This window comes from Arsukibacterium perlucidum DSM 18276, assembly GCF_000382165.1.
Classification (GTDB): Bacteria; Pseudomonadota; Gammaproteobacteria; order Enterobacterales; family Alteromonadaceae; genus Alishewanella; species Alishewanella perlucidum.
On sequence record NZ_KB907766.1, the window covers coordinates 1 to 2,054 of the forward strand.

Annotated in this window: 2 protein-coding genes; both read left to right on the plus strand. The window is 48.1% G+C overall.

The annotated features are described in order from the left end of the window. Nucleotides 1-103 precede the first annotated feature (103 nt). Nucleotides 104-1,138 (plus strand): IS21 family transposase, encoded by a 1,035-nt coding sequence (gene istA, locus H141_RS0119460; RefSeq protein WP_026349574.1) that lies wholly within the window; start codon nt 104-106, stop codon nt 1,136-1,138. Then, a complete protein-coding gene (istB, locus tag H141_RS0119465) occupies nt 1,135-1,908 on the plus strand; it encodes an IS21-like element helper ATPase IstB (RefSeq protein ID WP_019677941.1) in 774 nt (257 codons plus the stop codon). The genes istA and istB overlap by 4 nt, the downstream gene beginning before the upstream one ends. Nucleotides 1,909-2,054 lie beyond the last annotated feature (146 nt).

The following is a 2,054-nucleotide window of genomic DNA, read 5'->3' on the forward strand; positions in this document are numbered from 1 at the left end:
CGACAACGCTGAATCCTGAAAAACAGCAGACTAAACAGATAGAAAAACAGGCCGCTTAAAACGGTCAATGGTGACAACTAGCTTGAAAAACGCCGGGGGCACTTTGATCACAAAAGAAGAACTCATGAAAATTCAGATTTTGCATCAACAAGGTCTTTCGCAACGTGCTATTGCCAAACAGCTGGGCATATCACGTAACACTGTTAAGCGTTATCTTCGGGACAAAGTTAACACCCCAGTTTACTCAAAGCGGGCAAGAGGCAGTTCGTTACTTGATCCTTTTAAATCCTTTTTACATTCACGCATTGCACAGGCTAAGCCGGTACATCTCTCAGGAGAGGTATTATTCCGCGAGCTGAAAGAACTCGGTTATAGCGGTAGCTTATCGTTACTGCGCCAGTACTTGTATCAGTACCGTGGCACACCCACCCCGGAGCCGGTTGTGCGGTTTGAAACCGAAGTCGGTAAACAAATGCAGGTAGACTGGGGGCAGATGCGTGGTGGCAAACACCCCATTCATGCGTTCATCGCGGTCTTAGGCTTTAGTCGCGCGATGATGGTGGTTTTCACCGATAACATGCGCTACGACACACTGGAGCACTGCCATCGCCTGACTTTTGATTACTTCCAGGGCATTCCACGTGAAGTCTGGTACGACAATATGAAAACCGTAGTGGTTGAACGTGATGCTTATGGTGAAGGCGAGCATAAGCTCAATCAGGCGTTTTACCAGTTTGCCAAAAGTATGGGTTTTATCCCAAAGCTGTGTCACACCTACCGGCCTCAAACCAAGGGCAAAGTTGAAAGAATGGTGCGCTATGTGCGGGATAATTTCTTCCGCCCTCTGAATACCAAACTGATGGCGCTGGGTCTGACATTGGACGTAGACACGGCCAATGAGCACGTAGCGCTATGGCTTGAAACCGTTGCCCATCAACGTATCCATGACACTACCAAACAAAAGCCTGCTGAGCGCCTGGTGGAAGAGCGCAAGGTCTTGCAGGCATTACCGCCTCAAATATTGCCCGTTGCCCAGTCATTGTCTGTCAAGAGCTCTTTGCCTTCGCTAGGCGTGTTAAGCCAGCAGCCACTGCACCATGATCTAAGCATTTATGATCAACTGATGGAGGCCATATGAATTTACAATTAGCACGCATTGGCGAACTTACCTTAGCGTTACAACTGCAAGGCATTGACGCTAACGCATGTGATTTAGCTCAGCAAGCGGCGAAAGAAGAGTGGGACTATCTGACCTTCCTTGAGCAAGTTCTCCAGTGTGAAAAACGCTCGCGTCACCAGCGAAAGCAGCATGTGTTTACCCGAATGGCGGGCTTCCCTGCGTTAAAAACGCTGGAGGCGTTTGATTACGGCTTCGCCACCGGCGTGCCAAAAAAACAAGTGACGGAATTAGCCTCGCTATCCTTCATTGAGCGACAAGAAAACGTCGTGATGCTGGGGCCATCCGGCGTAGGTAAAACGCATATTGCTGTAGCCTTAGGCTACAAAGCTGTTCAGGCCGGTATTAAAACCCGCTTTATCAGTGCGTCTGATTTAATCCTGCAACTGGCCACCGCGCAGCGGCAGGACAACTATAAACAAGTGATGCAACGCTCAGTGGTCGCGCCCAGACTTCTTATCATCGATGAAATTGGATATCTGCCCTTCAGCGCACATGAGGCCAAACTACTGTTTGATGTGATTGCTAAACGCTATGAAAAAGGCTCAGTTATTCTAACCAGCAACTTGCCATTTGGTCAGTGGGGACAGGTGTTTGCTAACGATACAGCGCTCACTTCTGCCATGTTAGACCGGGTTTTACACCACTCTCATATCTTACAAATTAAAGGAGAAAGCTATCGGATCAAAGAAAAGAAACAAGCCGGATTAATGGATAAACCTAAAGAGTAGTGGATCACTTTTAGATTGTTGCTGTGGATCACTTTTAGACTGTTGTTGACATTTATAGCGATATACCGAATCGCTGATGCCTACCACCCGGCAAGCGCGGCGTAAACTGACTGCATGAGTCGTTACTGCATAATCGGCCAACTCCC

Excerpts from the sequence above, each read along its gene's own strand:
- istB (WP_019677941.1), top strand. The coding sequence starts at position 1,135 with ATGAATTTACAATTAGCACGCATTGGCGAACTTACCTTAGCGTTACAA.